Source organism: Umezawaea endophytica (assembly GCF_025061645.1).
In the GTDB taxonomy this organism is placed as follows: Bacteria; Actinomycetota; Actinomycetes; order Mycobacteriales; family Pseudonocardiaceae; genus Umezawaea; species Umezawaea endophytica.
Genome location: NZ_JANYMP010000004.1, coordinates 97,691 through 123,462 on the forward strand (window position 1 = coordinate 97,691; position 25,772 = coordinate 123,462).

Below are 25,772 nucleotides of genomic sequence, written 5' to 3' on the forward strand. Positions count from 1 at the left end.
CAGTCATGGCACGCCGCAAAGGCCCGACGACCAAGGTCGACCCCTCCGCCTTCGACCAGGCGGGCGCGACCGTGGTCGACAACCCGCTGAAGGTCGAGATCGAGGACTCCTACCTGGAGTACGCGTACTCGGTCATCCACTCGCGCGCCCTCCCGGACGCGCGGGACGGCCTCAAGCCGGTGCACCGCCGCATCCTGTACTCGATGAACGAGCAGGGCTACCGGCCGACGCACGCGTACGTGAAGTCGGCCCGCGTGGTCGGCGACTGCTTCGTGCGCGGCGCGCTGGTGTCCACGCCGGAGGGCCTGCGCCCGATCGAGGCCATCGGGGTCGGCGACCTCGTGCTCGACCCGGCGGGCGTGCCGGTCCCGGTCGTGGAGGCGTACGAGAACCCGGCGTCCGAGCTGGTCCGCGTCACGTGGGCGACCGGGCAGACCATGGTCGTCACGCCGGGCCAGCGCTTCCGCACCCTCAACGACGACCTGACGCCCGGCTGGACGGCCGCCCGCGACCTCGCGGGCAAGCTCACCGCCGGGTACGGCAGCGCCCGCTGGGCCGCCGCGGCCCCGAGCACGGAGGCGCTCCCGTACGTGCGGGCGCTGGTCCTCGCGGCGGGCAGGGTCGTCGAGGGCGCCGCGGTGGTCTCCTCCGCCGACAGCACCGTGATCGACATCGCCCACGGCTGGGCGATCGGCGCCGATGTCGAGACGACCCGCGAGAAGCACGAGGACCCCGAACTCCACGTCCTCACCATCCCCGGCCTGGGAGCGACCGACGTCGCCGAGGTGCTGGCCGACCGCTCCACCTGGCTCCCGTTCCTCGCGGGCCTCCTCGACGCCGCGGGCTCCGCGTCCGCGCACGGCGTCGTCCTGCCCGCCGCCGCCCGCCCGTTCCTCGCCGACCTGGGCATCCGCGCCACGAACCACGAACCCGACCTCCTGGTCACCGGCGCCGACGCCGCCGCACTCGCGCAGGCGCTGCTCCCGTGGGCCCGCACCGAAGGCCTGCGCGCCGTCCCGCCCCAGGCCACCACCCGCCCGTCCCTGCTGCCGGGCCTGTCGCTCACCGGCGTCCGCACGGTCGAACCGGTCACCCGCGACACGACGTACGACATCCAGGTCGGCACGACCGAACACGCGTTCGTCGTCGAGGGCCAGGTGGTCCACAACTGCATGGGCAAGTACCACCCCCACGGCGACACGGCCATCTACGACGCGATGGTCCGCCTGGCCCAGGACTTCTCCCTGAACACCCCGCTGGTCGACGGGCACGGCAACTTCGGTTCCCCGGACGACGGACCGGCCGCGTCGAGGTACTGCGTCGTCGGTGATACCCGTATCCGCCTCGCCGACGGTTCGAGCTCACGCATCGCCGACCTGGTGAACCTGCCCGCGGACGCCGAGGCGGACGCCGACTTCGAGGTCCTCGACAAAGACGGCAAGGCCGTTCGGGTCGACAAGGTCTTCAACTCGGGCGTCCACCCGACGCTGCGAATCCGCACCAAGGCGGGCTTCTCCATCCGGGGCAGTGAGAACCACCTGGTCCTGTGCCTGGAAGCGCCGATGGGGGTGCCGCTGTTCCAGTGGCGGAGGTTGGACGAGGTCCAGCCGGGCACCGTGGTGTGCGTCGCGCGGAACGCCTGGTCGGAAGTCATCCCGACGGCCAGGGAGTACATGCTCGGCGTGCTCGGTGGCGCCTGGGTCTCCGAGGGGTGGGCCGGCGACGACCGCGCGGGCTTCAACAACACCGACGAGCACTACTTCGGCGAGGTGTTGCACGCCTACGACCAGGTGGTAGGCGGCCGGCGCTACGTTTCGGAGCGTCACACCCGTCAGGACCGCAAGCGGATCCACGAACTCGACGTCCAGGACTACGCCGGTGGCATGGAGGCCTTCCGCGCCAGCCCGCTGGCGGAGTTCATCGGTCACCAGGCTCGGGACAAGTTCGTCCCCGAGTTCGTGTGGAACGGGGGCTGGGGCGTCAAGCGGGCATTCCTGATGGCCGCGTTCGAAGGTGACGGCGGCGTCCGCGACGCCAAGAACGGTTTCACCGTCCAGTACTCCACGTACAGCGAACGCCTGGCGAACGAGATGCACGAGATGCTCGCCGAGTTCGGCGTCATCGCGCAGCACCGCGAGTACACCCGCGCGAGCGGTGCGGTGGAGCGGCGCCTCGTCATCTCCGGTCTTCGCAACGTCCGTGCGTTCGTCTCCCGCGTCGGGTTCCTGAAGACGAAGCAGGCGAAGGTGCAGGACCTGCTCCAGCGTTCGCCTCTGCGTCCGCATCGCCTGAGCCAGGACAGCGTTCCGTTCGTCGCCGACTTCGTTCGCGGCGCGCTCGACTTCGACCGCCGCGGTAGTGGCCGCAAGTGGCTCACGCAGCACAACTTCGACCGCGTCGAACGCTGGGAGACCGAACGCCTCCGGATCATCGACCGGATCAAGGATCCGGAGATCCTGGCGACGATCCTGCCGATCATGGACTCCGGCTACCGGTTCGAGGCGGTGACCGAGGTGGAGTCGTGCGATCCGGCCGAGGTCTACTCGGTCCGGGTCGACTCGGAGGACCACTCGTTCCTCGCGGGCGGGTTCGTGAACCACAACACCGAGGCCCGCATGTCGCAGGCCGCGATGTTGCTCGTCGGTGAGCTGGGCGAGGACACGATCGACTTCCGGCCCAACTACGACGGGTCGTTGCAAGAGCCGTCGGTGTTGCCCGCGGCGTTCCCGAACCTGCTGGTCAACGGCACCTCGGGCATCGCGGTCGGCATGGCGACGAACATGATCCCGCACAACCTGGGCGAGGTCGTGGCGGCGGCGCGGTGGTTGATCACGCATCCGACCGCGACGCTCGACAAGCTGATGGAGTTCGTGCCAGGCCCCGACCTGCCGACCGGTGGCGCGCTGCTGGGGCTGGACGAGGTGCGCAAGGCGTACGAGACCGGTCGCGGGGTCGTCCGGATGCGGGCGAAGGTCGAGATCGGGCCGTTGGAGGGCAGTCGGGGCAGGCAGGCGATCACGGTCACCGAGCTGCCGTACGGGGTCGGGTCCGAGCGGATCATCGAGAAGATCACCGACGAGGTGAACAAGTCCAAGCGGCTGTCCGGCATCGCGGACGTCAAGGACCTCACCGACCGCGAGAACGGCATCCGGCTCGTCGTCGAGTGCAAGGTCGGCGTGAACCCGCAGGCGCTGCTGGCCGACCTGTACCGGCTGACGCCGATGGAGCAGTCGTTCGGCATCAACAACCTGGTGCTGGTCGAGGGCCAGCCGCAGACGCTGGGGCTGAAGGCGCTGCTGGAGGTGTTCCTCGCCCACCGGTACGACGTGGTGACGCGGCGGACGAAGTTCCGCCGCCGCAAGCGCGAAGACCGGCTGCACCTGGTCGAGGGCCTGCTCAAGGCCCTGCTGGACATCGACAAGGTGATCAAGCTGATCCGCGACAGCGAGAACGCGCAGGCGGCGAAGGACAGCCTGATGGCGCGGTTCAAGCTGTCGGAGATCCAGGCGACGTACATCCTCGACACGCCGCTGCGCAGGCTCACCAAGTTCGACCGGATCGAGCTGGAGGGCGAGCAGGAGCGGCTGAGCGCCGAGATCGCCGAGCTGACCAGGATCCTCGACGACGAGTCGGTGCTGAAGAAGCTCGTGTCGACCGAGCTGGCCGCGGTGGCGAAGGACCTGACGGCCGAGCGGCGCACGTCGCTGATCGACGGCGACCTGAAGGAGGTGCTGGCGGCGTCCAAGCCCGCCGGGCCGCTGGAGGTCGCGGACGACCCGTGCCAGGTGATCCTGTCGGCGACCGGGCTGGTCGCGCGGACCGCCGCCGAGTCGGAGGAGGCGTCGGAGGCCAAGCGCCGCAAGGGCCGCACCCGGCACGACGCGGTGGCCGCCGTGGTCCACTCGACGGCCCGCGGCCAGATCCTGCTGGTGACGAACCTCGGCCGGGCGTTCAAGACGGACGTGCTGCCGCTGCCGGTGCTGCCGGAGCAGATCGGCACGGTGTCGCTGAGCGGCGGCATGGCCGCGAGTGAGCTGCTGCCGCTGGAGAAGGGCGAGAAGGTCGTCGGCATCGCGCCGCTCGGCGAACCCGACCCGACGTCACCGGGCTTGGCGATCGGCACGCGGCAGGGCGTGGTGAAGGTCTGCGCGCCGGAGTGGCCGGTGCGGTCGGACGAGTTCGAGGTCATCAGCCTCAAGGAGGGCGACGAGATCGTCGGCGCCACCTGGCTGACCGACGGCACGGAGACGCTCGCGTTCGTCACGTCGGACTCGTCGCTGCTGCGGTACGCCGCGTCGCTGGTCCGGCCGCAGGGCCTCAAGGGCGGCGGCATGGCCGGGATCAACGTGTCGGCGGACGCGCGGGTGGTGTTCTTCGGGGCGGTCCGCACGGATGACGAGACGCACGGCGAACCGATGGTGGTGACGTCGAGCGGGCAGAGCGTGAAGGTGACACCGTTCAGCGAGTACCCCGCGAAGGGCAGGGCGACCGGCGGTGTCCGGTCGCAGCGGTTCGTGCGCGGCGAGACCGGGCTGGTGCTGGCGTGGATCGGGTCGCGGCCCGCGGGGGCGTCGAAGAACGGTGTGCCGGTGGAGTTGCCGGAGGTGGACCAGCGGCGCGACGGGTCCGGTGCGCCGCACCCCGGTCCGGACGTCGTGGGGCACGTGATCGAGCGGGGCTGAGCCGGGAGGCGTGGGATGGGCCGGATCAACGACGTCGGCGGGATGCACGGGTTCCCGCCGATCGAGCGGGAGCTGGACGAGCCGCCGTTCCACGCCGACTGGGAGGCGCACGTGTTCGCGATGAACCGCGCGCTCATCGGTCGCGGGGTGTACAACCTGGACGAGTTCCGCGACGCCGTGGAGCGGTTGCCCGCGGCGGAGTACCTGGCGGCCTCGTACTACGAGCGGTGGTTCCGGGCCATCACCGCGCTGCTGGTCGCGAAGGGCGTGTGCACGGCCGAGGAGGTGGCCGGTGGCTGACCTGTTCGCGCCGGGGGACCGGGTTCGCGCCACGTCCGTGGACCCGCCGCACCACACCAGGGCGCCTCGCTACGTCCGCGGGGCGGTCGGGACGGTCGTCGAACGCGAGGGCGTGTTCCCCCTGGCCGACGACCGCGCTCGCGGACTGCCGTCAGCGCCCGAGGCCGTGTACGCGGTCCGGTTCGCCGCGCGGGAGCTGTTCGGGGAAGGCGACCACGACGTCACCGTGGCGCTCTGGGAGAGCTACCTCCGGGCGGTGTCCTGATGGGCGGGGACCACGGCGGCGCGGCCGCCTCGCTGGCGGCTCGGGTCCGGCACGTGGAGGCCCTGCTGGAGCAGCGCGGGCTGGTGGACCCGCTGGAGCTGGACCGCGCGCTGGAGGCGTTCCTGGCTCGGGCGAACCCGGACAACGGGGCTCGGCTGGTCGCCAGGGCGTGGGTGGACCCCGGTTTCCGCGCCCGCCTCCTGCTGGACGGCAACGCCGCCATCGGGGAGGTGGGGGTCTCCATGGGCGGTGGGTTGCAGGAGCAGCGGCTGAAGGTCGTGGAGAACACCGCGACGACGCACAACGTGGTCGTCTGCACCCTGTGCTCCTGCTACCCGGTCGCGCTGCTGGGGCCGTCGCCCACCTGGTACAAGAGCGAGGCCTACCGGTCGCGGGTGGTCCGCGATCCCCGGTCCGTGCTGGCCGAGTTCGGCTTCGCCCTGCCGGACGCCGTGGCGATCACGGTGTGGGACGCCAGCGCGGAGACCCGGTACCTGGTCGTCCCCCGGCGACCCGAGGGGACCGAGGGGTTGGACGAGCGCGCGCTGGCCGACCTGGTGACCCGCGACGGGCTGATCGGCGTGGCCGCGGTCTGACGCCGCTCGGGAACAGCACGACGGCCGGACCCCTGGTGGAGTCCGGCCGTCGGGACCGTACCGCTGCTAGCCCGTGACCTGGACGTCGATCATCCACTGCCCGTTCTGCTGGACCAGCGTGTACACGTGGTTCTCGGACTCGTTGCCGTTGTACGTGACGGTCGCCGTGACGGTGTTCGGCCCCTGCTCGACGACGTTGCCCACCGTGGCGGAGTTCTGGCTCCAGAAGAACGTGTAGTCGTCGAAGGACTTGGCCCTGGCCTGCTTGAACTTCTCCGTCAGCCGGGCGTACGACGCGGCCTTGTCGGTCTGCAAGACCGCGTAGTAGTCCACGATCGCCTGCGCGGCGGTGGGTGCCGCGGGCGGCGGGGTCGTCGTGGTCGTGGTCGGCGCCGCGGCGGAGGACGAGGCCGTCGTGGTGGTGGCACCGGACTGGGTGGTTTCCGCCGGTGGCTGTTCGCCTGCCTGGCTGGTCGTCGTCAGGACCGTGGACCCGCTCGGGTTGCCGGACTGCCCGTTCTGGTCCGGTTTGTCGCGGTTGGCGTACAGGAACGCCGCCCCCACGACGGCGAGCAGCAGCACCGTGGCGCCGATCAGGCCGAAGATGGCCCGCTTCCGCCGCTTCTCCTCGTCCTCTGTGGACGGTGAGGGCGGTTCGGACGGTTCGGGTGGCGTGGACGGCGCGACCGGTGGCGGAACGGGATCGGTCGACTCGGCGGGCGTCGAGGCCGACGCCGCGGCCGGGGCCGGGACCTCCTCCACCAGGGTCGGCGTCGGCTCGGAGATCTCGCTCAGCACGGCCAGTTCCTCGGCGGCCTCGGCCATCGTCGGCCTGGTCTCCGGGTTCGGGTCGAGCAGCCTGAGCAGCACCGGCGTGAGCGTGCCCGCGTTCTCCGGCGGGCGGATCGTGCCCTCCGCCACGCGGTGCAACTGGGCGATCGAGTTCTCCGAGATGCCGAACGGCGGAGTGCCCTCGACGGCGTTGTACAGCGTCGCGCCCAACGAGAAGACGTCCGACGGGTACCCGCCGTCCTCGCCCTTGGCGACCTCGGGGGAGAAGAACGCGGGCGTGCCGACAGACCGACCGGTCGCCGTGGCGGTGGCGTCGTCGATGGCGCGCGAGATGCCGAAGTCGGTGATCTTCACCGCACCCGCGTCACCGAGGAGGACGTTGCCGGGCTTGACGTCCCGGTGCACCACCGAGGCCTTGTGCGCGGCCGCGAGCGCGGTGGCGAGCTGCGCGCCGATCCGCACCACGTCGTCCACCGGCAGCGGACCCGAGGCGGAGATCACGGCCGCCAGGCTCTTCGACGGCAGGTACTCCATGATCAGCCACGGCTGGCCGTCGTCCTCGACGACGTCGTAGACCGCGATGGCGTTGGGGTGCTGCAACCTCGCGGCGATCCGCGCTTCGCGCATGGCACGGCGACGGGCCTGCTGTGACTGCTTCTCGTCGAGATGAGAGGGCAGCAGCAGTTCCTTCACCGCGACGACGCGGTCCAACCGTAGGTCCCGCGCGAGCCAGACCAAGCCCATGGCACCACCGCCCACGCGCTCGGTCAGCTCATAACGCCCGGCGACCCGCCGGTTTTCCTCGCTCACGTGCGACTCCCCGGACTGGCAAACGCTGACGGTAGGGCAATGTTAGTGGGGTACCTCGGAGGCTGATCGAATGAGGCCGACAGAATGAGCCGCGTCGAGCCCCAGGGGGAAGGAAACCGGTGTCCGAACAGCCGAACGCGGAGGGCGCGCGTCCCGAGCGCAAGAGGGTCTGGCGTCGCGTCCGCAGGATCGGCTACCTGGTGGTGGCACTGGTGGTGCTCGCCCCGGTCGGCGCCTTCGCCGTCGTGAACCAGGCCGTCGACGTGCCGAGCCCGACCGAGATCTCGGCGCGGCAGGAGAAGGTCGTGAAGATCCTCTACGCCGACGGCACCGAGATGACCAGGATCGCCCCCCAGGGCGCCAACCGCGAGTTGATCAGCGGTGAGATCACCGACGTCGTCAAGTACGCGCTGCTGGCCGCCGAGCAGCCGGACTACGACAGCTCGTCGGACCTCGACTTCGGCTCCGGCATCGCCAAGCAGTACCTGAGGATGGTCACCGAGCCCGACCGCAACGCGTGGCGCGCCCGGTTCACCGAGCTGGTGACCGCGCGGAAGCTGAGCGCCCGGTACGGCAAGGAGCCCGTCCTGCGCGGCTACCTCGACACGGTGTACTTGGGCCGCAAGGCCTACGGGTTCGCCGCGGCCGCGCGGATGTACTACGACAAGGACGTCCGCAAGCTGACCGGGACCGAGGCCGCGATGATCGCGGGACTCGTCCGGGACCCGGACCGGTCCGAGGACACGGCGTTCGCCACCGCCCGCTGGACCGCCGTCATGGACACCATGGCCGAGCGCGGCTGGATCACCCGCGACTACCGCGACTCCCAGCGGTTCCCGGCGCCGCTGCCGGTCGAGAGGACCCGGATCGACCCGCTGGAGGGGCCGCGGGCGTTCATCCAGGCCCAGGTCGTGCGCGAGCTGGAGGGGGTCGGTATCCCGCTGGACCGCGCGCTGCTGATGGGGATCACCGTCCGCACCACCATCGACCCGAAGGCGCAGCGGGCCGCCGAGACGGCCGTCGCCGAGGTCATGGCGGGCCAGCCCGCCGCGCTGCGCCAGTCGCTCACCGCCGTCGAGCCGACCAAGGGCGCGGTGCGGGCCTACTGGGCGGGGAACGACGGCGGCGGCACCGACTTCGCGCTCGACACCCTCCAGCACCCCGGCACCGCGTTCACGCCGTTCGCGCTGACCGCCGCGCTCCAGAAGGGGCTCGGGCTCGGCGAGAAGTACGACGGCACGTCGCCGCGCACGTTCGACAACCGGACGATCCGCAACCGCGGCGACGTCGCGACGTGCGGCAAGGAGTGCACGCTCCGGGCGGCCACGGCGCAGGACACCATGACGGCGTACTTCGACCTGGTGCTCACCGAGGTGGGCACGCGGCCGGTGGCGACGGCGGCGAGGGCCGCGGGCATCCCGGCCACGGTGCAGATCGCGAACGTGCGCCGGGAACTGCTGGTCGGCGCGGACGGCGGGGCGCCGGACGCCACGATCTCCGTCGGCGGCGGCGACACGCTGATCCGGCCGTTCGACCTGGCGGTCGCCTACGGCACGTTCGCCGCCGAGGGCGTCCACCACGAGCCGTACTTCGTGGAACGCGTCGAGACCGCGGGGGACCAGGTGGTCTACCAGCACGCCGATTCGGCGCGGGTCGCCTTCGACGGCGACGCGGCGAAGAGCAAGGCCGTCGCGGGCAACGTGACCGCCGCGCTCAGGGGCGTTCCGGAGACGTGGAAGGTGGCGTGCGCCAACCGGGAGTGCGCGGGGAAGCCCGGCACGTTCGGGCTGGCGGACAGCCCCACGGACGTCTCGGCGGCGTGGATGGCCGGGTACACGCCGTCGCTGGCCGCGGCTGTGTGGGTGGGGACCGGGACGGGCGACGTGAAGGTCGTCGACTCCACGGGGGCCGACGTCGACGGGGCGGGCCTGCCCGGTGCCGTCTGGAAGCGGTTCATGGACAAGGCGCTCGAAGGCACCCCGGCACAGACCTTCCCCGTGGTCAGCCCGATCGGCCTGGCCGGGTAAGGGGCCGTTCGGCGCGCACGGGGCGCCGCCGGGCGGTTAGGTTTCGTGCATGAACGAGACCCCCGACATCAAGCCGCGCAGCCGCGACGTCACCGACGGCCTGGAGCGCACCGCCGCGCGCGGGATGCTCCGGGCCGTCGGCATGGGCGACGAGGACTGGGTGAAGCCCCAGATCGGCGTCGCCTCGTCGTGGAACGAGATCACCCCCTGCAACCTGTCCCTCGACCGGCTCGCCAAGGCCAGCAAGGACGGGGTGCACGCGGCGGGCGGGTACCCGCTGGAGTTCGGCACCATCTCGGTGTCCGACGGCATCTCCATGGGCCACGAGGGCATGCACTTCTCGCTGGTGTCGCGCGAGGTCATCGCGGACAGCGTGGAGACGGTGATGCAGGCCGAGCGGCTGGACGGATCGGTGCTGCTCGCCGGGTGCGACAAGTCGCTGCCCGGAATGCTGATGGCCGCCGCCCGGCTGGACCTGGCCAGCGTGTTCCTCTACGCGGGGTCGATCCTGCCCGGCCGGGTCACGCTGTCGGACGGCGCCGAGCGCGAGGTGACGATCATCGACGCGTTCGAGGCCGTCGGCGCGTGCGCCCGCGGGCTGATGAGCCGCGAGGACGTCGACCTGATCGAACGCGCCATCTGCCCCGGTGAGGGCGCGTGCGGCGGCATGTACACGGCGAACACGATGGCGTCGGCCGCCGAGGCGCTGGGGATGTCGCTGCCGGGCAGCGCCGCCCCGCCCGCGACCGACCGGCGTCGGGACGGGTACGCCCGCCGGTCCGGCCAGGCCGTGGTGGAGATGCTGCGCAAGGGCATCACGGCGCGGCAGGTCATGACGCGCGAGGCGTTCGAGAACGCCATCGCGGTCGTCATGGCGTTCGGCGGCTCCACGAACGCCGTGCTGCACCTGCTGGCCATCGCCCACGAGGCCGAGGTCGAGCTGAGCCTGGACGACTTCGTGCGGATCGGCGCGAGGGTGCCGCACCTGGCGGACGTGAAGCCGTTCGGGCGGCACGTGATGACCGACGTGGACCGCATCGGCGGTGTTCCGGTCGTGATGAAGGCGCTGCTGGACGCGGGTCTGCTGCACGGCGACTGCCTCACCGTCACCGGGCTCACGGTGGCGGAGAACCTGGCCTCCATCGCGCCGCCCGACCCGGACGGGACCGTGCTGCGCGCCATGGACCGGCCGATCCACCGGACCGGCGGCATCACCATCCTGCGCGGCTCGCTCGCGCCGGACGGCGCCGTCGTGAAGTCCGCCGGGTTCGACTCGGACGTCTTCACCGGCACCGCGCGGGTGTTCGACCGCGAGCGCGCCGCGATGGACGCGCTGGAGGACGGCACCATCACCGCGGGCGACGTGGTCGTCATCCGCTACGAGGGCCCGAAGGGCGGGCCGGGGATGCGCGAGATGCTGGCCATCACCGCCGCCATCAAGGGCGCCGGGCTCGGCAAGGACGTGCTGCTGCTGACCGACGGCCGGTTCTCCGGCGGCACGACCGGCCTCTGCGTCGGCCACGTCGCCCCGGAGGCCGTGGACGGCGGTCCCATCGCGTTCATCCGGGACGGCGATCCCGTCCGCCTCGACGTCGGCACGGGCACGCTCGACCTGGAGGTCGACGAGGCCGAGCTGGCGGCCCGCCGGGAGGGCTGGGAGCCGCTGCCCGCGCGCTACCAGCGGGGCGTGCTGGCCAAGTACGCGAAGCTCGTCGGCTCCGCGTCCGGCGGGGCCGTCTGCGGCTAGGGCGACCCGAACGGGGCTCGCGGGCCCCGTTCGGATCGTCGAGCGCCGGAACCGACCGTCAGAGCGGCACGACCACGGGCACGCGGTCGATCGCGGGCGGCGGTTCCGGCGGGGTGCCGTCGCCGAAGGGCGAGCCGCCGAGCTGCTCGCGGAAGTGCGGGGTGAGCCAGGCAGCCGGGTCGGGACCCACCGCGACGACGCGCGTCGGGTTGATCGCGGTGTGGACGCCGTAGTAGTGGCGGCGGATGTGGTCGAAGTGGGTGGTGTCGCCGAAACCCGGTGTCTGGAACAGGTCGCGCGCGTACGCCCACAGCGCCGGGTACTCGATCAGCTTCCGCACGTTGCACTTGAAGTGGCCGTGGTAGACGGCGTCGAAGCGCGCCAGCGTGGGGAAGAGCCGGACGTCGGCCTCGGTGACGTGGTCGCCCAGCAGGTAGCGCTGGCGGGTCAGCCGGTCCTCCAGCCGGTCCAGCCCGTCGAACAGGATGCGGACGGCGCGGTCGTAGCTCGCCTGCGAAGGGGCGAAGCCGGAGCGGTAGACGCCGTTGGCCACGTCGCGGTAGACGAACTCGTTGACCGAGTCGATCTCGTCGCGCTGCCGCTCCGGGTACAGGTCCGGGGCGCCTTCGCGGTGGAACCGCTTCCACTCGCTGCCGAAGTCGAGCGTGAGCTGGTCGTAGTCGTTGCTCACCAGGTGGCCGCTCGGCACGTCCACCAGGCCCGGCACGCTCACCCCGCCGTCGTAGTCCGGGTCGCGCTTGAGGTACGAGTCGCGCAGCGCGTGCACGCCCAGCACCGGGTCCAAGCCGCCGGGGCTGCCGGTCTCCGCGGTGAACACCCAGTGCACCTCGCCCGCGATCAGCTCCTGGATCGGGTCGGTGACGGCCAGCGAGATCACCTCGTCCAACCCCATCAGCCTGCGCACGATCACCGTCCGGTTCGCCCACGGGCACGCCCGGTTGATCACCAGCCGGTACCGGCCCGCCTCGACCGGCCAGCCGTCGGCGCCGTCGGCGGTCACCCGGTCGACGAACCTCATCGGCGTGCGTTCGAAGTCGGCGCTGTCCTTGTCCGCCACCGCTGCATCCCCTCGTTCCACGTCGGTCACAATCAGCGCGTGCCCGGAAAACGCCCACGCGCGATCACCACCACCTCATCCTGCCCCTGCGGACTCGGCAAGTCGTACGGCGACTGCTGTGGTCGGGCGCACCTCGGCGGCGTGGCGCCCGCGACGGCCGAACTGCTGATGCGCTCCCGCTACAGCGCGTTCGCCGTCCGCGACGCGGCCTACCTGCTGCGGACGTGGCACCCGAGCACCAGGCCGTCGGCGCTGGACCTCGACCCCGGCACGAGGTGGACGCGCCTGGAGGTGCTCGGCACGACCGGCGGAGGCCTGCTGCACCAGGAGGGGACCGTCGAGTTCCGCGCGCACCACGTGGAGGCCGGTCGGCCGTACGAGCTGCACGAGAACAGCCGGTTCCTCCGCGTGGACGGCCGGTGGACGTACGTCGACGCCGTGACCGCTCCTCGGAATTCGGCACCAGGCGGCTTCCCCGAGCCGTAACCTGTGCGAGCTTCACCAGGGGGATTCCGCCACCGGTCGTCGAACCGGGGCACTTCTACAGGGGGACATCGTGACCAACACGCCTGACTTCGGCACGCCCGAACCGGTTCGGGAACCGTGGATGCCTCCCGCGGCGCCGAAACCGGGGGTGATCCCGCTGCGCGCCCTCGGGCTCGGGGAGATCCTGGGCGGCGCGGTCGCGACGATCCGCCGCCACCCCGGCCTGCTGCTCGGCAGCACCGCGCTGGTGATGCTGGTCAGCCAGGCCCTGGGGGTGGCCGTGATGCTGCCCGTGATCGAGGAGCTCCAGGGGCTCGCCGCGTCGGGGGTGCGGCCGACGCCGGAGGAGATCGTGCCGCTCCTGCTGCGGATCGGGATCGGCGGCTCGCTCGCGGTGCTGCTCGGCGTCCTGGGGCAGGTGTTCCTGACCGGGCTGGCCACGATCGTCGTCAGCCGGGCGGTGGTCGGCAAGCCCGTCACGCTCGCCGAGGCCTGGGCGGAACTGCGGCCGAACCTGCTCCGGTTGCTCGGCGTGTCGCTCCTCTTCGGCCTCGCCGTCCTGGTCGGGACCGTGCTGTGCGTCCTGCCGGGGATCTGGGTCGGCGTGCTGTTCTCGTTCGCCATGCCCGCCGTGGTGCTGGAACGGCTCACCGTCGGTCAGGCGTTCCAGCGGTCCAGGACGCTGGTGCGGGACGCGTGGTGGAGCACCTTCGGCATCCTGGTGGCCGCGTTCGCCATCGGCTGGGTCGTCAACCTCGTCTTCTCGCTGCCGTTCGCGGGCTTCGGATCGGTGGCCGCGGGCGACCTGGAGGCCTTCTCGACGTCGCAGTACCTGTTCTCCTCGGGGGCCTCGTTCCTCTCCGGCGTCCTGACCTACCCGTTCATCTCCGTCGTGCTCGCGCTGGTCTACGTCGACCGCCGGATCATCACCGAACGCCTCGACGTGCAGTTGGCGCAGGCCGCCGAACAGCCGTAACCCGGCCCGTCAGTCCTCGTCGGTCAGGAACGCGGGCAGGCCGAACACCTCGAACAGCCGCAGGTCGAAGAAGCACGCCACGTGCGTGACGCCCTCCGGCGACAGGGTGAGCACCGGCAGGTTGAACGGCCGGTGCACGCCGTCCTCGCCGCGCAGGTACAGCCCGAACGCGGGCTGGCCGTTCGCGACCGTCGGCACCAGCCGCATGTCGCCGGGGCCCTCGGCGGGGCACCGGGTGTCGATGAGCCTGGCGATGTCCGCGCCGCCCTGGTACCAGCCGACGAACGGGGGCATCTCCCACACGGCGTCGGACGTGAACAGGTCGACGATCGCCGGGATGTCCTTCGCCTCGAAGGCCTTCACGTACCGGTCCAGCAGCGCGCGCTGCTCGGCGGTGGTCGGCTCGACCACGGCGTCCTCGCTCGGCGACACCTCGTCGAGCTGCGCGCGGGCGCGTTGCAGCGAGCTGTTCACCGCGGCGGTGGTGGTGTCGAGCAGTTCGGCGACCTCGGCCGCCTTCCAGGCCAGCACGTCGCGCAGCAGCAGCACGGCCCGCTGCCGGGGCGGCAGGAACTGGAGGGCGGCCACGAGCGCGAGCCGGATGCTCTCGCGGGAGGTGACGATCGACGCCGGGTCGTTCGGCGACGCGGTCAGCACCGCGTCCGGGATCGGTTCCAGCCACGGCACCTCCGGCCGGTCGACCAGCGGGTCGTCCGGACCGGTCCGCGGGCCGCCGAGACCGGTCGGCAGCGGTCGCTTCCCGCGCCCCTCCAACGCGGTCAGGCACGTGCGCGTGGCGATCTGGTAGAGCCAGGTGCGCAGCGACGACCGGCCCTCGAACCGGTCGAAGGCCTTCCACGCGCGCAGGTACGTCTCCTGCACCATGTCCTCGGCGTCGTGCACCGAGCCGAGCATCCGGTAGCAGTGCGCCAGCATCTCGCGCCGCATCGGCTCGGCCCGCGCCAGGAAGTCCTGGTCGTCCTCGGAGTCCACCGTGGTCACGACTTCCGTCCCCTCCAGAGTCCACTTGACCGGTCAAGCCGAGCGCGTGGACCCGACTCGTCGTCGATGCGATGAGTTTTCGCCACCGGCGCGGTCCACACAACAGCCAATCCGAGTTCCGAGAGGACGGACCACCATGACCGCCACCCCGCTCCCCACCGCCAGGAACCGCGCCGTGTCCACCACCTTCGTGGTGCTGCGGGTGCTCGTCGCACTGATGTTCGTCGTCGCCTCGGCCGGTCCGAAGTTCTTCGGCGAGGTCTACGCCGTCGAGATCTTCACCGAGATCGGTGCCGGGCAGTGGTTCCGCTACCTGGTCGGGTTCCTCGAACTCGCGGGCGGCGTCGGACTGCTGGTGCCGAGACTGGTCGCGCCCGCCGCCATCGGCCTGGTCGGGCTGATGGTCGGGGCGGCGTTCACCCAGGTCGTCATCCTCGACAACCCGGCGTTCGTGGTCACGCCGGTCGTCCTCGGCGTCCTGTGCGGACTGATCGCGTGGCACCACCGCGCGAGCCTGCGCACGCTCCTGTCGCGGTAGGACGGAAATGATCCCCGAGCGCCACGAACGAGTGAGTCGTTAACTCGTTCGTGGCGCTTGCTTCCGGGGACTTTCACGTTGTGTGGCAAGAAAAGCGCTAGTCCAGTCCTTCTACCGTGTTCGGCGACAGCGGCACGTACGCTCCCGCCCCGTTGGCTCGACGACTACCGGTCGAGCAGGTGGCGCCTCAGAGGAGTCGTACGTGCTCGGCTATTGGGAACTCGTCGCATCCGCGGTCCTGTACGCGGGCGGCATCGTCGCGCAGAGCACCGCCGCCCGCCGTGCCGAACACCGGCCGGGCGCCGATCTCGGGCTGATCGCCCGGCTCGCCACCGACCGCCTGTACCTCGCGGGCTTCACCGCCCAGGTCGGCGGGTTCGTGCTCGCCTTCCTCGCCCGCGGCTCGCTGCCGCTGTACCTCGTGCAGGCCGGGTCGGCCTCCGCGATCGGCCTCGCCACGCTGTTCGGCGTGCTGGTCCTGGGCTGGCGGGTCACGTCGGTGGAGGTCGGCGTCCTGGCCGTGCTGGCCGTCGGCATGGTCCTGCTCGGCGGGGCGGCCACGTCGTCTACCGCCCGCGGCCTCACGCCGACGATGGTCGCCTCGCTGGTGGGCGTGCTGGTGCTGACCGCGCTGCTCGGCATCCGCTCCGGCAGGCCGAACGCGCTGGTGTCGGCCGCGGTGCCCGCCGGGATCGCGTTCGCCGTGGTCGCCGTCGCGGGCCGAGCGCTGGCGGGCGGCGACCTGGCGGCGCTGCCGTGGCAGCCGCTGGCCTGGATCCTCGTGCTGGCCGCCGTCCTCGGCCAGGCGCTGCTGGCCGGCGCGCTGCAACGCGGGTCGGCCACCTCCGCGGTGGCCACGATGGACGCCACCTCGCTGGTCCTCGCGTCGGTGGTCGGCGTGGTCGCGATGGGCGACCGGATCGCGCCGGGCCGCGAGTGGTGGGTGGCGGCGGGCATGGCACTGGTCGTGATCGGCGTGCTGGCGCTGGGCAAGGCGCCCCAGCGGACCGCCGCCGCGGTGAAGGAGGCGGTGTGAAGCCGACCGCGAGCGTCTCGCTCGACCTGGACAACCTGTGGGCCTACCTCAAGACCCACGGCGACCAGGACTGGGTGGACTACCCGAGCTTCCTGCCGACCGCCGTGCCGCGGCTGCTGGAGGTGTTCGGCGAGCACCGCCTGACCACGACGGTGTTCGCCGTCGGCGCGGACGTCGAGCGCGAGGACGGCGCCAAGGCCGTCGCCGCGATCAGCGCGGCGGGCCACGAGGTGGCCAACCACTCGTGGGGCCACGAGCCGTGGCTGCACCGGTACTCCCGCGCGCGGTTGGAGTCCGAGCTGGTGCGCACCGAGGAGGCCATCGTCGCGGCGGGCGCGCCGAAGCCGATCGGCTTCCGCGGACCGGGCTACAGCGTGACCCCGGAGCTGCTGGCGCTGCTCGTGGAACGCGGCTACTCCTACGACGCCAGCACGTGGCCGACGTGGATCGGGCCCATCGCCAGGGCGTACCACAACCGGTCGGTGGCCGAGGGAGCCGCGTCGGACGAGCTGTTCGGCGGCGTGTCCCGCGTCCTCGCGCCCGTCGGGGCCTACCGGTGGCGCGTCGGCGCGTCGGCGTCGCTGGTCGAGCTGCCGGTCACGACCATGCCGCTGCTGCGCACCCCGATCCACGCCTCGTACCTCCAGCAGCTCAACCAGGCCTCGCCGAAGCTGGCCCGCGCGTACTTCCGCACCGCGCTGCGGCTGTGCCTGCTGCGCGGCGTCGGACCGTCGCTGCTGCTGCACCCGACGGACGTGCTGGACGCGACCGAGGCGCCGGGCATGGAGTTCTTCCCCGGCATGGCCGTGCCGAGCGCCCGCAAGACGGACCTGCTCGGCTGGGTGCTCGGCGAGCTGCGCAGGCACTTCGAGCTCGTAGGAACGGCCGAGCACGTGGCGCGGGCGCGGGCGGCGGGGCTGAACCGCGAGCGGGACGCGCGCCGTCTGGAGTCCCGCGGGTGACGGCACTGGTCGCGGCGCGGCGTGATCTCCTCGCCCCCGAACGGTTCCTGCGCGCCTTCGCGTGCGCGACCGTGGCGCTGGCGCCGATCGAGGGCTACCTCCTCGCCGTGCACGGCCAGCTCGCGAAGCTGGCGCCCGGACTGCTGGCGCTGACCTGGGTCGCGATCCGCGTGCGGGACCGCGAGTGGCCGAAACCGCACCCGGTGCACGCGCTGCTGGCCCTGTTCGCCGTCGTCGTCCTGGTGTCGGCGGGCGTCCACGCGGCCGAGCCGTTCGCGCTGGAGTACACCCAGCGCTGGCTGCCGTTCCTGCTGGTCACCGCGATCCTGGTCGACGTCGCCTCCCGCGAGGTGCCGATCAGGGCGCTGCTGGTGTCCGCCGTCGCGGGAGCCGCCGTGGCGGGAGCGGGCGCGCTGTACAGCCTCGTCGCCGGTGGCGAGTCGCGGGCGAGCGGCCCGCTGGACGACCCGAACGACCTGGCCCACGTGCTGGTCGCCGCGCTGCCGCTGGTGCTGCCGATCGTGGCGGCCCGGCGGGGGCCGGTGCCGGTGCTCGCGCTGCTCGCGGGCGCGGTGCTGGTGGCGGGGGCGGCGGCGACGTTCTCCCGCGGCGGCGGGATCGCGCTGGGCGCGGCGGTGCTCTGGCTGGTGGCGCGTCGGGTGCTGTCCCTGCGGGTGTTGGCCGCGGCGGTCGGCGTGCTCGCGGTGCTGGCGCTCGGCGGCGCCGTCGTGGCCCAGCAGGAGCTGGAGAGGGCGTTGCAGGAGAAGAGCTTCATCGCCTCGACCAATGTGGACACCCGCGAACTCCGCTGGCAGGCCGCGGCCCGGATCCTCACCGAGAACCCGGTGTTCGGGGTGGGGCCCGGCGGGTTCCGCGCGGAGTACCCCGCCTTCTCGCACAACGCCGAGGTCGACGAGCAGACCCCGGTGGCGCACAACATGTACCTCGAGGTCGCGGCCGAACTCGGCGTGCCCGGCTTCCTGCTCTTCGCCGCCTTGATCGGCACCGCCGCGCTGGCGAGCGAACGAGCGCTGCGCGCCGGCGCCGACCGCACCCAGATGGTTGCCGTCCAGGCAAGTCTGCTGGCGACCGCCGTCGCGTCGACGTTCCTGTCCGAGCAGTACTACCTGCCGCTGTGGCTGATGATCGCGGTCGCCTGCGCGGCCGAACTACGAACCGGGAGTGGGAGTGCGCGTCCTGCACGTGATCAGTGAGATGGGCACCGGCGGCGCCGAGGCGCTCGTCGCGGGCATGGCGAGGGCGGGTGAGCGGTACGGCTGGGAGTCGGCCGTCGCCAGCGGCGGCGGCCACCGGGCCGACGCGCTGCGGGTGCCGCACTTCGAGGTGCCGCTGGCCCGCCGTCGGGCGGGCGGTGTCGTCCGCGCCGCCAAGGCGACCAGGACCGCGTACCGCGCGTTCCGGCCGGACGTCGTGGTGGCGCACAACGTCGGCGCGTCCGCCGTGGCGAGGCTCGCGATGATGCCGCTGCGCCGAACACCGCTGATGACGGTGTTCCACGGCGTCGCGGCGGCCGACCACGGCAGCGCCGTCCGGGTGCTGCGCCGCACGTCCGACACCGTCGTCGCGGTCGCCTCCTCGACCGCGGACCGCCTGCGCGCGGCCGGGCTCGGCGAGGTCGAGGTGATCCGCAACGCGGTGTTCCCGACACCGCCGCGCGTCGACCGCTTCACGGTCCGCTCCGCGCTCGGCGTGGCCGACGACGTGCCGATCGCGCTGTGCCTCGCCAGGATGGAACCCCAGAAGCGGCACGACGTGCTGCTCGAGGCGTGGGCGCGGCTCGACGACCCGTCCGTGCTGCTGCTGGCGGGCGACGGCAGCCTGCGCCGCGACCTGGAGCACCAGGCCCGCGCGCTGGGCGTCGACGGCCGGGTCCGGTTCCTCGGCAACCGCTCGGACGTGGCCGACCTGCTCGCCGCCGCCGACGTCACCGTCCTCACCAGCGACTGGGAAGGCATGCCCATCGCGGTGCTGGAGTCGCTGGCCGCCGGGGTGCCGGTCGTCGCGACCGACGTCGACGGCGTCACCGAGGCGCTGGCCGACGGCGGCGGCGTGGTGGTGCCGCGCGGCGACCCGGACGCCGTCGCGGACGCCCTGCGCGCCCTGCTCTCCCACCCAGACACCCGAGCCGCCTTCTCGGCGGCCCCGACCGACCACGACGGGCACACGCTGATGAAGTCCTACGACGAACTGCTCCGCACGATGGTGGACGGGGGCAGGCGGTGAAGCTGCTGTCCCGCCGCACCGCCGAGTGCGCCGCCGTCGCGCTGGCCGTGGGCGCGCTCGTGCTCGTGGTCGGCGCCCTCCGGCCCGAGGACCACCAGGCCCGCGTCAGCCTGCTGGCCGAACCGGTGGTGGCCGCCGAACCCGGCACCACCGCCCAGTACGGGGAGGTCGTCTCGCTGGCCCTGCCCGCGCTGGTCGAACTGTCCCGCAGCCCCTCCGTGCTGGCGACCGCTGCCGACGTGTCCGGCTACACCCCGACCGAACTGGCCAAGCACGTGTCGGTCGAACTGGTGCCCGCGTCCGGGCTGGCACGGCTGTCCGTGCGCGCCGGGACCGCGAGGCAGGCGGGCTCGGCCGCGTCCGCCATCGCCAAGAGCCTGGTCGACGCGAACCTCCTGGCCCCCGTGGGGCGGCTGAGGGTGCTGGACGAGAAGCCCGACGTCGTCCAGGTCGCGCCGGACCGGCCGCTGTCGATCGGCCTGGCGCTCGCCGCGGCCGTGGCGGCGGGTGTCGCGACGGCCGTGCTGAGGCGGCTGCGGAACGCCCGCGGGCAGGAGGACGTGCGCAAGGCGCTCACCGCCGTGGGCACGACCTACCCGGTGCTGACGGCCGACGCGGCCGACCCGGCGCTCGCTGACCGGCTGGCGCTGCTCTGCCGCACGGCGGGCAGGTCCGCGCGGGTGATCGCCACCGCGCCGGACCTCGTGGCCCGCGCGGAGGAGCTGTCCGACCGGCTCGTGCTGGCCCACCCGGCGCGGGTGCTCGTACCGGACCGGGGTGACCTGCCCCAACGGGACCGGGGTGACGCGGTGATCGCCCTGACCCATCGCGGGTCCGAGGCCGACCTGACCGCCGCCGTCGGCGTGCTGCCCCGGAGCGCCGTGCTCGTCGCGGTGGTGCTCGCGTGAGCGCCCGCGAAGGTCTGGGCAGCGCGTTCGCCGCGGCCGTGGGGGAGTGGCCCGCCGCGTCGAAGCGGGTGGTGCGGGTGTCACCCGCGGCGAACGGCGGGTGGCGGGCGTCGCTCACCGAGCCCGTCCCGGCCGTGCTGCCGGACGTCCTCGACATCCCCGTCCCGCTGATGTCCACCCAGCCGGACGCGGAGGTGTTCGCATGACCGCCCAGGGGTTCGCGACCGTCGTGGGGGTTTGGCCCGCCGCGTCGAAGCAGGTGGTCAGGGTGACCACCGCGCCAGGCGGCGGGTGGAGGGTGATCCCGGTGGGGCCCGTTCCGCCCGTGCTGTCCGACGTGCTGGACGTGCCCGTGCCACCGCCGCCCGGCCCGGTGACCGGATGACGCTGCGCGAACTCCGCAGGCCGGGCTCCGCCGTCACCGCCACGACCGCCGTGCTGGCCGTGGCGGGGGCGGTGAGCGCCTGGTGGGCGCTGCGACCGTCGTGGCAGGTACCGCTGCCGACCCCGGCCACCAAGGCCGAGGTGCGGATGCAGGACTTCCGCGACGCGACGTACTTCCCGCTGCGGGAGTTCCTCGCGGGCGGCAACCCGTACGACCCGTCGGTGATGTTCGCGCACTGGCCCGTGCGGCAGGACTTCAACCTCTACCAGCCGTACCACCTCGTGCTGCACCTGCCGTTCGCGCTGCTGGACTACCGGACGGGCGCGGTCGCGTTCGTGCTGGTGTCGTTGCTGCTGCTGGTGTCGCTGTCGTTCCTGGCGGCCTACGGGATCCGCCGGTACGCGCCGCTGGTGCTCGGCACGGTGGCCATCGCGGCGCTGCTGGTGACCAGCCAGGTCGGCAAGGCGCAGCTCTACCTCGGGCAGGTCAACCCGCTGGTGGCGCTGGGCGCGGCGGGCGCGTTGGCCGGTCGGGAGCGGCAGCCTCGCTGGGCGGCGGTCGGGTTGGCGGTGGCGTGGCTGAAGCCCCAGTTCGGCCTGCCGCTGGCGGTCCTGCTGTTCGCGCGCGGGTCGCGGCGGGTCGCGTTGACGGGCACGGCCATCGCGGCCGTGGCCAGCCTGCCCGTGGTGCTGCTGCTCGTGGTCCGCGGCGGTGGCGTCGGCGCGTTCGTGGACGTGGTCGCGGCGAACCTGGCGCACGCCACGAGCACGGACTACGGAGCGGTGGACTCGATGACCGCGCAGCGCGTCGACCTCCCGGCGGTGTTCTTCCGCACCACCGGCTGGCTGCCGCCCGCCGTGGAACCGCTGGCGCTGCTGGGGGTCCTGGCCGGGAGCGCGGTGCTGGCCCGCAGGCTGGACCGGGTCGGCGACGGCGTCGTCGCGGACCTGCTGACGTGCCTGGCCGTCGTGGTGTGCGTCGTGCACCAGCCCGGTGACGTGCTGATCGCCGTGCCCGCGCTGGCCGCGCTGGCGGCGGTGTGGTGGCGGCACCGCCGGGAACCGGGCTGGTGGGTCACCGGGGTGGCCATGACGGCGACGGTCTTCCCGTTCCTGCACCTGCACGCCGTGGACACCGCGATCGTCTCCGCGTTCGGGGCGCGGGTCGGGGTGACCGCGGACGGGCTGGCCCTCGTGGTGGCCTGGGTGCTGCTCGTCGTGTTCGCCGCCCGTCGGCGGGGCGGTTCGTGATCGGCGGCCTCGCGGTGCGCGGGTCGCTGTGGCTCGGCGCGGTCAACCTGGTCAGCAAGAGCAGCCAGGTGGTCGTGACGCTGGTGCTGGCGGCGCTGCTGACCGAGGGCGAACTCGGCCTGGTCGCGCTGGCGGTGGCGCTGGTGAACCTGGGCCAGGTCGTGCAGTCGATCGGCGTGTACGACGTGATCAGCCGCACCGAGCACGACCCGCGCCGGATGGCGGGAACGGTGCTGGCGCTGAGCGTCGGCGTCGGCGTGCTGCTGGCGGTGGTGCTCGCGCTGGCCGCCGGGCCGATCACCGCGCTGCTCGGGGCGCCGGACGCCGAACCGCTCGTGCGGCTCGCCGCGCTGAGCCTGCCGTTCTCCGCGGCGGGCGGCGTGCAGATGGGCCTGATGCACCGGGACCTGGACTTCCGGCGCCGGATGCTGCCGGACGCGGGCAGCGCGGTCCTCGGCGCGGCGGTCACGGTCGTGCTGGCGCTGAGGGGCCTCGGTCCCGCGGCGCTGGTGGTCGGGATGCTGTGCACGGCGGTCGCGCAGCCGGTACTCGGCGCGCTGGCGGGCGGCGGGGTGCGGCCCGCGTGGCACCCCGACGTGGCCGCCGAAGCGCTGCGGTGGATCTCCGTGGTCGGCCCGGCCGCCGTGGTCGCGGCGCTGGTGGTCAACGTCGACTACCTGGCGGTCGGGCACGTGCTCGGGCCGGGCGCGGTCGGCGTGTACTCCCTGGCCTACCGGATCGCGTGGGTGCCCTACATCATGGTCGCCGTCGTCCTCGGCGCGGTCGTGTTCCCGTTGTGCGCCAAGCTGGTCCGGGCCGGTGAGCACGACGGGATCGCCGCCGTCCTCGGCCGGTTCACCCGTGCGGTGCTCGTCGTGACCGGTGGGCTGTACGTCGCCGTGGCGCTGCTCGGTGAGCGGATCGTGGTGCTCGGCGCGCGTTGGGCGCCCGCCGCCGCGCCGCTGGTGCTGCTGTGCGGCTACGGGCTCGGCATCAGCGTGCTGCACATCTGGTACCAGGCCGTGAAGGCGACCGGCCACGCGGTGCTCTACCTCAAGCTGGAGATCACCCACCTGGCGCTGATCGTCGTGGCGCTCGTCCTGGCGACCGGCCACGGCGTCACCGCCGTCGCGGGCGCTCAACTCGCCGTCGCGTGGGTCATGGTCCCGCTCACTTGGACGTGCCTGCGGCGGCTCGGCGTCGCCCCCGCCGTCGGCGGCGCGGCGGTGCGGGTCGTCGGTGCCGCGCTGATCGCTGCGGTCCCCGTGGTGGTGCTCGACCGGTTCGGGGTCTTCGGGCCGCTCGACTCCGTGGTCGGCGCGCTCGCCGAAGGCATCGTGCTGCTGCTCGGTTACGGCGTCGGCACCCTGGTCGCGCACCGCGCGGCACTGGAAGAACTGCGCGGAGGTCTGCGGTGAGGGTCGTGCACGTGACGCAGCCCGTGGAAGCGGGGGTGGCTGCGGTGGTGCTGGACCTGGCGCTGGCGCAACGAGCGCGCGGGTGGTCGGTCGTGGTGGTGTGCCCGCCTTCCGGGTGGCTCGCCGACCGGGCGCGAGGGCTCGGCATCGACGTGCGGGCGTGGCGGGCTTCCCGTCAGCCCGGTCCAGGGCTGGTGGGGGAAGTCCTGTCGCTGCGGCGAATTTTGGCGCGGCTGACACCGGATGTGGTGCACCTGCACAGTTCCAAGGCCGGGCTCGTCGGCAGGTTGGCGGTTCGCGGTCGGGTGCCGACGGTGTTCCAGCCGCACCTGTGGTCGTTCCAGACCGCGCGCGGTGCTCTTCGCGCGGTGAGCGCGGCCTGGGAGCGTCGGGCGTCGCGGTGGACGGATCTGGTGGTGTGCGTCAGCGACGACGAGTTGATCATCGGGCGCGATGTCGGGGTGGCGGCGGACGCCGAGGTGGTGTGCAACGGGGTCGACACCGATCGGCTGCGGCCCCGTGACGGGGGTGCGGCGCGGTCGGTGTTGGGGTTGGCGGGTGACGGGCCGCTGGCCGTGTGCGTGGGGAGGCTCGCGACGCTCAAGGGGCAGGACCAGTTGCTGTCGGCGTGGCCGGAGGTCTTGGTCCGGGTGCCGGACGCGCGGTTGGTGCTCGTCGGTGACGGGCCGGAGGGGCACGGGTGGCGGTCGACGCATCCGGTGGCCGGTCACGGGTCCGTGCGGTGGTGGGGGCACAGCGACGACCCGGCGCCGTTCTACGCCGCGGCTGACGTCGTGGTGCTGCCGTCTCGGGCGGAGGGGATGGCGTTGGTGCCGTTGGAGGCCATGGCGTCCGGGCGGTCGGTGGTGGCGTTCGACGTGGGTGGGGTGCGGCAGAGCGTGGGCGACGCCGGCGCGGTTGTGCCTGCCGGTGATGTCGGGGCGTTGGCGGTGGCCGTGGCGTGCCGGTTGGCGGATCGTGCGGTGGCCGTTGCCGAAGGGGCGCGCGGAAGGCGGCGTGCCGAGGTCCTCTTCGACCGGGGTCGGATGGCGGATCAGGTTTCCACGCTCGTCGACAAGCTCGCCAGGGGACGGAATTCATGAGTGGACGGCTGCGTGTCGCTTACCTGCTGACCCAGGACCGCGGGGGGCCGGTGGACGTGACGGTTCGGTTGGCGGCGACCCTGATCGGGTCCGGGTTGGCTGATGTCCGGGTGTTCGGGCCCACGCCTGCTCGTGGTGCGGAGTTGCTCGGGGGGCATCACGAGGAGATCATCGTGGCGCGCAAGGGGGATGTGGCTGCGGGGAGGCGGACCAGGGGGGTCCTGCGGGCGTGGCGGCCGGATGTGGTGCACGCGCAGGATCGGCGGGCTGGGTTGGTGAGTACCGGGCTGCGGTCCACCGCGGTCGTGCACACGTATCACGGGGTGCCCGATGATGTGGGGGAGCCTTGGTTCCGGGGGATTCCTGGTGCTTCCGCGCCTTCGGCTTATACGCGGGCGGTGCTTACCGCTGATGCGTTGGTGGCCAGGGCTCTGCACCGCACGATCGTGCCTGCGCCGGCTATGGGGCGGTTTCTGGCTGATCGGTTGCGGGTGCCTGCTCGGAGGTTGACGCAGATCGACAATTGCGTTGCGCCTACCGCGGTTCGGCTTCCGGTGGGGCCGGTGCGGAAGCTGGTGTTCGTCGGGTTGTTGGTGGCTCGCAAGGGTGTGTTGGATCTGCTGGCGGCGTTGGCCATGCCTGGGGTGATGCCTGTGGATGGGCGGTTGACGGTGGTCGGGGATGGGCCGCAGCGGGGGGAGGCGGAGCGGTTGGTCGAGGAGGGGGTGTTGCGGGGGAAGGTCGAGTTCCTCGGGTTTCGGGCGGATGTGCCGGAGTTGTTGTTGGCGGGGGATGCTTTGGTGTTGCCGTCGAGCATGGAGCAGCAGCCGTTGGTGGTTGCTGAGGCCATGTCTGCTGGGAAGCCGGTTGTGGCTACGGATACCGGGGGAGTGGCGGATATGGTCGGGGCTTCCGGGTATTTGGCGCAGCCTGGGGATGTGGCTGGGTTGGCTGATCGGTTGCGGGCTTTGTTCGGTGATCCGGATCCTGCTGGGATTGGTCGGGAGTTGGCTAGTCGTGCTCAGGCGCGGTTTACGCCGGAGGCTTGTGCGCGTCGGCATTTGGAGTTGTATGAGGGGTTGGTGAAGTGAGGGGTTGGGGGTGGGTTGGGTCCAGGGCTTGCGGGGGTGGGTGGGTTCGGTTTAGGGCTTGCGGGGGTGTGGTCGA

At 72.5% G+C, this 25,772-nt stretch carries 23 protein-coding genes and 1 pseudogene; 21 read left to right on the forward strand and 3 right to left on the reverse strand.

Going from position 1 to position 25,772, the window contains the following annotated elements; translation table 11 throughout:
* Positions 1–5 precede the first annotated feature (5 nt).
* The 5 genes and pseudogenes from NZH93_RS51195 to nthA all read left to right on the forward strand — a co-directional run.
* Positions 6–212: pseudogene (locus tag NZH93_RS51195) on the forward strand (DNA gyrase subunit A); the annotation flags it as partial.
* A 900-nt stretch (positions 213–1,112) separates the two neighbouring features.
* On the forward strand, positions 1,113–4,682 hold the full coding sequence (locus tag NZH93_RS10340; protein ID WP_372506613.1) for a DNA gyrase subunit A: 3,570 nt from the start codon (positions 1,113–1,115) through the stop codon (positions 4,680–4,682).
* Between the two features lie 15 nt (positions 4,683–4,697).
* Positions 4,698–4,982, forward strand: a complete 285-nt coding sequence (locus NZH93_RS51200) for a hypothetical protein (protein WP_372506603.1) — start codon at positions 4,698–4,700, stop codon at positions 4,980–4,982.
* A complete protein-coding gene (locus NZH93_RS51205; protein WP_372506604.1) occupies positions 4,975–5,247 on the forward strand; it encodes an SH3-like domain-containing protein in 273 nt (90 codons plus the stop codon). The genes NZH93_RS51200 and NZH93_RS51205 overlap by 8 nt, the downstream gene beginning before the upstream one ends.
* The gene (gene nthA / locus NZH93_RS10350; RefSeq protein ID WP_259622764.1) at positions 5,247–5,843 is read left to right on the forward strand and encodes a nitrile hydratase subunit alpha; all 597 of its coding nucleotides are present in this window, start codon (positions 5,247–5,249) and stop codon (positions 5,841–5,843) included. The genes NZH93_RS51205 and nthA overlap by 1 nt, the downstream gene beginning before the upstream one ends.
* 66 nt (positions 5,844–5,909) lie before the next feature.
* Here the strand turns inward: nthA and NZH93_RS10355 are convergent, their stop codons facing one another.
* Positions 5,910–7,445 (reverse strand): serine/threonine-protein kinase, encoded by a 1,536-nt coding sequence (locus NZH93_RS10355; RefSeq protein WP_259622765.1) that lies wholly within the window; start codon positions 7,443–7,445, stop codon positions 5,910–5,912.
* A 119-nt stretch (positions 7,446–7,564) separates the two neighbouring features.
* Between NZH93_RS10355 and NZH93_RS10360 the strand changes: the two genes are divergently transcribed.
* Positions 7,565–9,472, forward strand: a complete 1,908-nt coding sequence (locus NZH93_RS10360; RefSeq protein WP_259622766.1) for a transglycosylase domain-containing protein — start codon at positions 7,565–7,567, stop codon at positions 9,470–9,472.
* 49 nt (positions 9,473–9,521) lie between these two features.
* Positions 9,522–11,219 (forward strand): dihydroxy-acid dehydratase, encoded by a 1,698-nt coding sequence (ilvD, locus tag NZH93_RS10365; protein ID WP_259622767.1) that lies wholly within the window; start codon positions 9,522–9,524, stop codon positions 11,217–11,219.
* A 58-nt stretch (positions 11,220–11,277) separates the two neighbouring features.
* Here the strand turns inward: ilvD and NZH93_RS10370 are convergent, their stop codons facing one another.
* Complete coding sequence (locus NZH93_RS10370) at positions 11,278–12,258, reverse strand: glutathione S-transferase family protein (RefSeq protein WP_259623136.1); 981 nt, start codon at positions 12,256–12,258, stop codon at positions 11,278–11,280.
* Between the two features lie 78 nt (positions 12,259–12,336).
* Between NZH93_RS10370 and NZH93_RS10375 the strand changes: the two genes are divergently transcribed.
* Both NZH93_RS10375 and NZH93_RS10380 read left to right on the forward strand, forming a co-directional pair.
* Positions 12,337–12,783, forward strand: coding sequence for a YchJ family protein (locus NZH93_RS10375; protein ID WP_259622768.1), 447 nt, complete (start codon positions 12,337–12,339; stop codon positions 12,781–12,783).
* 70 nt (positions 12,784–12,853) lie between these two features.
* Positions 12,854–13,759: a DUF7847 domain-containing protein gene (locus tag NZH93_RS10380; protein WP_259622769.1), complete on the forward strand. Its 906-nt coding sequence runs from the start codon at positions 12,854–12,856 to the stop codon at positions 13,757–13,759.
* A gap of 9 nt (positions 13,760–13,768) precedes the next feature.
* Here NZH93_RS10380 and NZH93_RS10385 read toward each other — a convergent pair whose 3' ends face one another.
* Complete coding sequence (locus tag NZH93_RS10385; RefSeq protein WP_259622770.1) at positions 13,769–14,761, reverse strand: sigma-70 family RNA polymerase sigma factor; 993 nt, start codon at positions 14,759–14,761, stop codon at positions 13,769–13,771.
* Positions 14,762–14,897: 136 nt separating this feature from the next.
* Between NZH93_RS10385 and NZH93_RS10390 the strand changes: the two genes are divergently transcribed.
* From NZH93_RS10390 to NZH93_RS51440, 12 genes are all read left to right on the forward strand, one after another.
* Entirely contained in the window at positions 14,898–15,299 is a 402-nt protein-coding gene (locus tag NZH93_RS10390) for a DoxX family protein (protein WP_259622771.1), read from the forward strand.
* 202 nt (positions 15,300–15,501) lie between these two features.
* On the forward strand, positions 15,502–16,335 hold the full coding sequence (locus NZH93_RS10395) for a DMT family protein (RefSeq protein WP_259622772.1): 834 nt from the start codon (positions 15,502–15,504) through the stop codon (positions 16,333–16,335).
* Positions 16,332–17,297 carry a polysaccharide deacetylase family protein gene (locus tag NZH93_RS10400; protein WP_259622773.1) on the forward strand — a complete coding sequence of 322 codons (966 nt, stop codon included), beginning with the start codon at positions 16,332–16,334 and terminating at the stop codon, positions 17,295–17,297. The genes NZH93_RS10395 and NZH93_RS10400 overlap by 4 nt, the downstream gene beginning before the upstream one ends.
* Positions 17,294–18,511 carry an O-antigen ligase family protein gene (locus NZH93_RS10405; RefSeq protein ID WP_259622774.1) on the forward strand — a complete coding sequence of 406 codons (1,218 nt, stop codon included), beginning with the start codon at positions 17,294–17,296 and terminating at the stop codon, positions 18,509–18,511. The genes NZH93_RS10400 and NZH93_RS10405 overlap by 4 nt, the downstream gene beginning before the upstream one ends.
* Positions 18,480–19,541 (forward strand): glycosyltransferase, encoded by a 1,062-nt coding sequence (locus tag NZH93_RS10410; protein WP_259622775.1) that lies wholly within the window; start codon positions 18,480–18,482, stop codon positions 19,539–19,541. Before NZH93_RS10405 ends, NZH93_RS10410 begins: the two co-directional genes overlap by 32 nt.
* Complete coding sequence (locus NZH93_RS10415) at positions 19,538–20,449, forward strand: YveK family protein (protein ID WP_259622776.1); 912 nt, start codon at positions 19,538–19,540, stop codon at positions 20,447–20,449. Before NZH93_RS10410 ends, NZH93_RS10415 begins: the two co-directional genes overlap by 4 nt.
* Positions 20,446–20,655: a hypothetical protein gene (locus NZH93_RS10420; protein ID WP_259622777.1), complete on the forward strand. Its 210-nt coding sequence runs from the start codon at positions 20,446–20,448 to the stop codon at positions 20,653–20,655. The genes NZH93_RS10415 and NZH93_RS10420 overlap by 4 nt, the downstream gene beginning before the upstream one ends.
* On the forward strand, positions 20,652–20,834 hold the full coding sequence (locus NZH93_RS10425) for a hypothetical protein (RefSeq protein ID WP_259622778.1): 183 nt from the start codon (positions 20,652–20,654) through the stop codon (positions 20,832–20,834). Before NZH93_RS10420 ends, NZH93_RS10425 begins: the two co-directional genes overlap by 4 nt.
* Positions 20,831–22,084 carry a glycosyltransferase family 87 protein gene (locus NZH93_RS10430; RefSeq protein ID WP_259622779.1) on the forward strand — a complete coding sequence of 418 codons (1,254 nt, stop codon included), beginning with the start codon at positions 20,831–20,833 and terminating at the stop codon, positions 22,082–22,084. Before NZH93_RS10425 ends, NZH93_RS10430 begins: the two co-directional genes overlap by 4 nt.
* A complete protein-coding gene (locus NZH93_RS10435) occupies positions 22,081–23,502 on the forward strand; it encodes an oligosaccharide flippase family protein (protein WP_259622780.1) in 1,422 nt (473 codons plus the stop codon). The genes NZH93_RS10430 and NZH93_RS10435 overlap by 4 nt, the downstream gene beginning before the upstream one ends.
* Positions 23,499–24,605 (forward strand): glycosyltransferase, encoded by a 1,107-nt coding sequence (locus NZH93_RS50615; RefSeq protein WP_259622781.1) that lies wholly within the window; start codon positions 23,499–23,501, stop codon positions 24,603–24,605. Before NZH93_RS10435 ends, NZH93_RS50615 begins: the two co-directional genes overlap by 4 nt.
* Positions 24,602–25,696: a glycosyltransferase family 4 protein gene (locus NZH93_RS51440; RefSeq protein ID WP_505011376.1), complete on the forward strand. Its 1,095-nt coding sequence runs from the start codon at positions 24,602–24,604 to the stop codon at positions 25,694–25,696. Before NZH93_RS50615 ends, NZH93_RS51440 begins: the two co-directional genes overlap by 4 nt.
* The last annotated feature ends 76 nt before the right edge of the window (positions 25,697–25,772 follow it).

Bases quoted from the DNA above. Each gene is read 5' to 3' on its own strand.
- NZH93_RS51200 (WP_372506603.1), top strand. From the start codon at position 4,698: ATGGGCCGGATCAACGACGTCGGCGGGATGCACGGGTTCCCGCCGATC.
- nthA (WP_259622764.1), top strand. From the start codon at position 5,247: ATGGGCGGGGACCACGGCGGCGCGGCCGCCTCGCTGGCGGCTCGGGTC.
- ilvD (WP_259622767.1), top strand. From the start codon at position 9,522: ATGAACGAGACCCCCGACATCAAGCCGCGCAGCCGCGACGTCACCGAC.
- NZH93_RS10370 (WP_259623136.1), bottom strand. From the start codon at position 12,258: ATGAGGTTCGTCGACCGGGTGACCGCCGACGGCGCCGACGGCTGGCCG.
- NZH93_RS10390 (WP_259622771.1), top strand. From the start codon at position 14,898: ATGACCGCCACCCCGCTCCCCACCGCCAGGAACCGCGCCGTGTCCACC.
- NZH93_RS10425 (WP_259622778.1), top strand. From the start codon at position 20,652: ATGACCGCCCAGGGGTTCGCGACCGTCGTGGGGGTTTGGCCCGCCGCG.
- NZH93_RS10430 (WP_259622779.1), top strand. From the start codon at position 20,831: ATGACGCTGCGCGAACTCCGCAGGCCGGGCTCCGCCGTCACCGCCACG.
- NZH93_RS51440 (WP_505011376.1), top strand. From the start codon at position 24,602: ATGAGTGGACGGCTGCGTGTCGCTTACCTGCTGACCCAGGACCGCGGG.